Origin of the sequence: uncultured Friedmanniella sp. (assembly GCF_964244005.1) — a bacterium.
GTDB lineage: Bacteria > Actinomycetota > Actinomycetes > Propionibacteriales > Propionibacteriaceae > Microlunatus.
This window is the reverse complement of sequence record NZ_CAXTHG010000032.1, coordinates 42,877-49,381: the sequence shown is the minus strand read 5'-3', so window position 1 is coordinate 49,381 and position 6,505 is coordinate 42,877. Positions and strand designations below refer to the sequence as shown.

At 73.1% G+C, this 6,505-nt stretch carries 6 protein-coding genes; 4 read left to right on the top strand and 2 right to left on the bottom strand.

Annotation, left to right across the window (positions count from 1 at the left end):
- Positions 1–97 precede the first annotated feature (97 nt).
- On the bottom strand, positions 98–1,501 hold the full coding sequence (xylB, locus tag ACFE76_RS17370; protein WP_375433034.1) for a xylulokinase: 1,404 nt from the start codon (positions 1,499–1,501) through the stop codon (positions 98–100).
- Between the two features lie 382 nt (positions 1,502–1,883).
- Between xylB and ACFE76_RS17365 the strand changes: the two genes are divergently transcribed.
- Complete coding sequence (locus ACFE76_RS17365; protein ID WP_375433033.1) at positions 1,884–2,804, top strand: hypothetical protein; 921 nt, start codon at positions 1,884–1,886, stop codon at positions 2,802–2,804.
- Complete coding sequence (locus ACFE76_RS17360) at positions 2,801–3,823, top strand: HAD-IIA family hydrolase (protein ID WP_375433032.1); 1,023 nt, start codon at positions 2,801–2,803, stop codon at positions 3,821–3,823. Before ACFE76_RS17365 ends, ACFE76_RS17360 begins: the two co-directional genes overlap by 4 nt.
- On the opposite strand, the gene ACFE76_RS17355 is transcribed toward ACFE76_RS17360, so the two are convergent.
- Positions 3,798–4,160: a DUF2256 domain-containing protein gene (locus ACFE76_RS17355; protein WP_375433031.1), complete on the bottom strand. Its 363-nt coding sequence runs from the start codon at positions 4,158–4,160 to the stop codon at positions 3,798–3,800. The genes ACFE76_RS17360 and ACFE76_RS17355 overlap by 26 nt on opposite strands.
- A 70-nt stretch (positions 4,161–4,230) precedes the next feature.
- Between ACFE76_RS17355 and ACFE76_RS17350 the strand changes: the two genes are divergently transcribed.
- Positions 4,231–5,019: an aldo/keto reductase gene (locus ACFE76_RS17350; protein ID WP_375433030.1), complete on the top strand. Its 789-nt coding sequence runs from the start codon at positions 4,231–4,233 to the stop codon at positions 5,017–5,019.
- Positions 5,020–5,038: 19 nt separating this feature from the next.
- Positions 5,039–6,496: a CHAD domain-containing protein gene (locus ACFE76_RS17345; RefSeq protein ID WP_375433029.1), complete on the top strand. Its 1,458-nt coding sequence runs from the start codon at positions 5,039–5,041 to the stop codon at positions 6,494–6,496.
- Positions 6,497–6,505: the final 9 nt, after the last annotated feature.

Here is a 6,505-nt window from a genome sequence, read left to right as displayed (position 1 = left end):
GAGACTAGGACGTCGCCGGACAACACACTTCAAGGCCGACCCCATCAGGGGCCGGTCTTGAAGTATTTTCACGCCCAAAAACGTCTCGCAGCATTGCTCAGCTGGTGGTCGGAAAATGAGCGTGCATGACCGCTTGGTAGCGCTCATCTGTCGCCGCGGCCGCGTGTTGTTCTTTCGTCGTCGGTTCGTGCTGACTAACGACCGGAACCGGCCACTCGGGCAGTGTGCCGCTGGACGCCCAGGCGGCCTGACGTGCTGCCCCCACGGCGACGCTCTCGAAGCTGTCCGTGACCACCACGGGCAAGCCGAAGACCGCCGGCGCAATGCGGCGGACCGCTTCGGACTGGGAGGCGCCACCGGTCAAGGTGATGGCGTCGATCGGCCTAGTCTGTTCCTGTAGGACGCGGACGCCGTAAGCCAGACTCCAGAGGACGCCTTCAATCGTGGCGCGCGCGACGTTCGCGGCCGTCATGTTCGCCAGCGTCATCCCCACCAGCTCACCTTGGGCGTCCGGCAGCGGGGGCGTGCGCTCGCCCTCGAGGTAGGGCAGGAAGACCAGGCCGCCGGCACCGGGTGCTGCACTCAACGCGAGCCCGCTGAGCTCGGCCAGGCTGACCCCGAGCAGCTCGGCGGTCGCCACCAGGTTGCGGGCCCCGTTCAGGGTGCAGACCAGCGGCAGGAAGGATCCGGATGCGTCCGCAAACCCAGCGACCGTGCCCGTCGGGTCGTGGGTCTGCTCGTCGGTACGCGTGAAGGCCGTCCCACTCGTGCCCAAGGACACGACCGCCGCGCGCGCCGACACTCCGAGCCCGAGGGCGGCGGCCATGTTGTCCCCCGTACCGGGGGCGATGGCGATGCCGGTCGGCGTCTCGCCGACCAGCTCGTCCGGCTGCGCCACCCGAGGCAGGGTGAGGTCGTGGCCGATGGCCAGGCGCACCAGGTCGTCGCGGTAACGGTTCGCGGTCGCGTCGAAGTAGCAGGTACCGGACGCGTCTCCGCGGTCGGTCGTCGGCTCGCCGCGCCGCCCCCCGATCTGCCAGGACAGCCAGTCGTGGGGCAGCAGGACGCGGGTCGTCCGCTTGGCGTGCTCCGGCTCGGCTCGGGCCAACCAGCGCAGCTTGCTCACCGTCATGGAGGCGACCGGGACCGAGCCGACGGCGTCGGCCCACGCGGCCGCGCCGCCCAGCTCGCCGATCAGGTCCCGCGCGTCCGGCGCTGAGCGGTTGTCGTTCCACAGCAACGCGTCTCGGACCAGCTCACCGGTGTCGTCGAGGGTGACCATGCCGTGCTGCTGGCCACCGACGGCCAAAGCCGACACCCCATCGAGCAACTGCGGGTCGGCGGTGGCCTCCTCATAGGCGGCGAGCCAGGCGTCAGCGCTGACTTCGGTGCCGTTCGGGTGGGCGGCCCGCGCGGACCGCATCACCGCGCCGGTCTCGCCGTCGCACACCACGACCTTCACCGACTGGGTGGAGGAGTCCACCCCCGCCACAAAGCTCATGCTCGTGCTGCTCCGTCCTGGCCGTTGGCCGTCGCCGTGCCGCTGTCGGCCGTCGAGACCGCCAGCCCATAGTCGAGGACGGGCTGCCGCCGGGCCGCAGCGGGTGTCCCGGCCACCTCCCCTCCACGGCATCGTCGTGCTCGAATCCGAGTTCACTGACCCTGTTCGGCGCCAGGCGTTCCCGCGCGACCGCCGGCCTCGTGCTGATGACCACCGACTCCGAGGAGGCGGCCACCAAGCGGGCCCTGCTGCTCGGCCCGCCGTCGGATCGTCCCAGTGATCTCGGGCAAGATTCGGCCAGAGCTCGTTCTGCTCCTTCGCCGCCGTCGCGGCCGGAGCCGCTCACTTTGCTTGCGGGCGGCGACCTCGGCAAGATTGAGCGGTGGACCAGCCGAACCGCCCTGACCGTCGTGACCCTCAGCCCTCGCCGCGCTCGGGTGGGTCGGGCGGCGACCGCCGTTCCGGCCCGCCGCCGAACCGGTCAGGGGCTGACCGCCGTCCGGACCGCTCGGGGGAGGACCGCCGGCCCCGGGGGGGCGAGGGTCGTGGCCGTCCGGAGCCGCCCCGGCCGGGCCTGGAACGCAAGGCCAACGAGCCGCCCATCCCCGAGGGGATCGACACCCGGGTGCTGCACCGAGCCGCGCGCGCTGAGCTGCGCGGTCTGCCACAGGAACTCGCCGAGATCGTCGCCTCCCACCTGGTGGTGGCCGGCCAGCTGATCGAGGACGATCCCGAGCAGGCCTATGCGCACGCGGAGGCGGCGCGGCGTCGAGCCGCCCGGCTGCCCATCGTGCGCGAGGCGGCGGCCGAGACCGCGTACGCCGCCGGGATCTGGGACGTCGCGCTGAGTGAGTTCCGGGCACTGCGCCGGATGACCGGGACCCACGACTACCTGCCGGTGATGGCGGACTGCGAGCGCGCTCTCGGTCGCCCGCACCACGCCCTCAAGCTGGCCCGGGAAGCAGACCGGCTCGAGCTCGACCCCGGGCTGAGGATCGAGATGACCATCGTCGAGGCCGGTGCCCGGGCCGACCTCGACCAGCATCCGGAGGCGCTACGGCTGCTGCAGCGCGCGGTCGCCGACACCAAGCCGTCCTCGCCGGTCCGGCTGCCGGTCGCGCGCCTGCGGTACGCCTACGCCGAGGCCCTGCTGCAGGGCGGCGCCGAGACCGAGGCTCGTCGCTGGTTCGCCGCGGCAGCCTCCCTGGACACCGAGGGCGAGCTCGACGCCGGCCAGCGTGTCGACGAGCTCGACGGCTTGCTGATCGATTTCGACGAGGACGAGTCCGAGGACGACTCGTGAGCGGGGACGCCGCGCTCGTCGACGGCTACGACGCGGCGCTCTTCGACCTCGACGGGGTGGTCTACCTCGGCCCGGTCGCGGTGGTGGGCGCCGTCGACGGGATCGCGGAGCTGCGCCGCCGCGGCTGCACCCTCGGTTTCGTCACCAACAACGCTGCCCGCTCACCGCGGGCCGTCGCCGAGCACCTCGTCGAGCTCGGCATCGAGGCTGGTAAGTCCGACGTGGTCACGTCCGCTCAAGCGGCGGCCCACCTGCTGGTGGCCCGCTTCGGACCGGGGGCCCGCATCCTCACGGTCGGCGGTGAAGGGGTGCTGGACGCGCTGGCGGAGTCGGGCCTGCAGGCCGTCCGCTCCGCCGACGACGACCCGGTGGCGGTGATCCAGGGCTTTGGCCTCGCCCTCGCCTGGCAGGAGCTGAACGAGGCCGCCATCGCGATCAACCGGGGCGCCTACTGGGTGGCCACCAACGACGACCCGACCCGGCCCACCGACCGTGGCCTGGTGCCCGGCAACGGCGCGGCGGTCGCGGCCGTCCGCTTCGCGGTCTCGGTCACCCCGGAGGTGGCGGGCAAGCCGTACCGGCCGCTGCTCGACGACACCATCGCCCGCCTGGGGGCGACGCACCCCATCTTCGTCGGTGACCGGTTGGACACCGACATCGCCGGCGCGGTGAACGCCGGGCTGGACAGCCTGCTCGTCCTCAGCGGGTCCCACGGTCCGGCGGACCTGCTCGCGGCCTCCCCCGAGTCGCGGCCGACCCACCTCGGGGACGACCTCACCGCCCTGCTGCGGCCGGCCCGGGTGGCGCGATCCGACGGCGACGACTGGGTCGTCGACGGCGTCACCGCCCGCGCCGAACGGGGACAGCTACAGCTCCACGGCAGCTCCGAGGACCCGCTCGCGGCGCTGTGGGCGACCGCTCAGCTGTGCTGGGCTGCGGCCGACCGGGGGGAGCCGCTCGAGGTGGCCGAGGCCCTCACCGTGCTCGCGCGGTTCAGGTCCGTCGGCGACGGATCGTGACCGCGCCGGTGGCTGTGGACGGGTCGACCACCCGCCCGCGCTGCACGAGCTCGACCTCACCCGCCGCCTCCAGCCGACGGGCGGCGCGGCGGACGGGCTCCCGTACGTCGGCCAGACCGAGCGCCGGCAGCGCCGCCGCCACAGCGACATCGGTCACGTCACCCCGGGTCATGAGCAGCCGACGGATCTCGTCCTCGATCCGGCGGTCGGTCGCGGAGACGCCGCGGGCCCGGCAGCCCGCGCTGCAGTAGCGGACCTCGTCCCAGTCGCGTTCCCACTTCTTCCGCCAGGTGATGCGGCGCCCGCACGACTGACAGGGCTTCGAGGGGACCGGCACCGTCCCAGTGTTCCCGACCCGGGACCGGCAGGCCGTTTCGGGAACGGGGCCGCCGGATACGGTGGCAGACATGACCGACGTCGCCTACGCTCTGCCCGCGGTCGCGCTCGGCCGCCACGCGATGCCGCTGCTCGGTCTGGGCACGTGGCCGATCAGCGACGACGAGGTCGCCGCGACCGTCGACGTGGCCCTGGAGGCCGGCTATCGCCATCTGGACACCGCCACCGGTTACGGGAACGAGGCCGGTATCGGTCGTGCCCTGACCGCCGCCGGATCGGTCGCCGCGGACGTCTTCGTCACCACCAAGCTGCCCCCCGACCACGCCGGCCGGGAACGCCGGACGCTGGAGGAGAGCCTGGCCAAGCTGGGTCGCGGCTACGTGGACCTGTGGCTGATCCACTGGCCGCCGAACGGTCAGGCGTCGCCCGAGGTGTGGGAGGAGCTGCTCCGGGCTCGCGCCGACGGCCTGGCTCGCGCGGTCGGGGTCAGCAACTACTCCCTCGAGCAGATCGACGAGCTGACCCAGGCGACAGGTGAGACGCCGGAGGTCAACCAGATCCGGTGGGGGCCGCTGCTCTACGACGCCGACATGGTCGCCGGGCACGGCGAGCGCGGCGTCGTGCTGGAGGGGTACAGCCCGCTGAAGGCGAGCAACCTGGCCGATCCCCAGCTCGTCCGGATCGCGGCTCGGCACGACGCCAGCCCGGCCCAGGTGGTCATCGCCTGGCACCTCGCGCACGGTTTCGTGGTCATCCCCAAGTCGGCGGAGCCGGCCCGGATCGCCGCCAACGCCGCTTCGGTGCTCGTCCCCCTGACCGCCGACGAGGTCGACGCCATCGACGCCCTGTCCAAGCCATGAGCAGCAGAAGAGGGAGTCGATGCTGACCCAGCACCGAGAGCGCGAGGACAAGTTCGAGGTCACCGAGGACTTCGTGCTGCCCGGTCTCGACGACCTTGCGGCCGCCGGGGCCCCGGTCGGCACCGGCTCCTTCCGGCTCGCCAGCCTGTACCACGACACCGACGACGGCGACCTGCGTCGAGCCCGTCTCACCTTGCGCCGCCGGACCGGCGGCCCTGACGCCGGCTGGCAGCTCAAGCTGCCGGCCGGTCGTGCCCGTACCGAGGTGGCCAGCCGGTCCCGCACGCGTACGGTGCCGGTGGCCCTTGCCGACGTCGTGCAGGGACTGACCCGCGGCCGGCCCCTGGTGCCGATCGCCGAGCTGAGGACCGATCGCACCGTCAGCCGGCTGGTGGACGCCGACGGCGTGCTGCGGGCCGAGGTCGCCGACGACCGGGTGAGCAGCACCACGTACGGGACCTCGGCGCGGCTCGACCACTGGCGTGAGGTGGAGGTGGAGCTCGGACCGGCCGGCGACGAGGACCTGCTCGCGGCCATCGGGAGCCGGCTGGCCGACGCCGGGGCCGTACCCTCGGCGTACGGGTCGAAGCTGTCCCGAGCCCTCGGCACGGCGCCGCGGGCCGCTGAGGCGGAACCGCCCGAGATCACCACGGTGGCGGACGTGGTCACCCGCTACATCCGGGCCCAGTGCGTCGAGATCTTTGCCGGTGACCTGGCGCTCCGGCTGGGCGAGCCGCAGGTGCACCGCACCCGGGTCGCGATCCGACGGCTGCGCAGCACGCTCCGGGTCTTCGCCGGGCTGCTGGACGCCGAGCCGAGCCAGCGGCTCGACGTCGAGCTGAGCTGGTTCGCCGGCCTGCTCGGCGAGGTCCGCGACCGCGAGGTCTTGTTGATCCGGCTGCAGCAGCAGGTGGCCGAGCTCGAACCCGAGCTGGTGCTCGGCCCGGTCGCCGCTGACCTGGACGCGATGCTCAGTGGCGAAGCCGCCCAGTTCATGCGGACCGCCCGGACCGAGATGGGGACGCCGCGTCACGTCGAGCTCTTGGCGGCCGTGGCCCGGTGGCAGACCGAGCCGGCCTTCCTCGAGGGCGCGGCGGCGCCGGCGAAGCAGGTCCGGACCCTCGTCGACTCGGCTCGGGCCACCATGCGACGTCGGCTGAAGCGTGCGCTGCGTCCTGGCCCGGACTTCGACGAGCGCCTGCACCGGGCCCGGAAGGCGGCCAAGCGGGCGCGGTACGCCGCCGAGCTGGCCGAACCGGTGTGGCCGAACGCCGCGGCGGTGGTCGAGATGGCCAAGGATCTGCAGACCCGGCTCGGGGAGCACCAGGACAGCGCGGTCTCCGCCGCCTTCCTCCGCCGGGCCGGCGCCGCCGCCGGTGGACGTGCCGGCCACAACGGCTTCACGTACGGCCTGCTGCTGGCCCGCGAACAGCAGCGGGCGGCCGATATCCGGGCTGCGCTCGGCGTCTCGGACTGACCGGCGTGG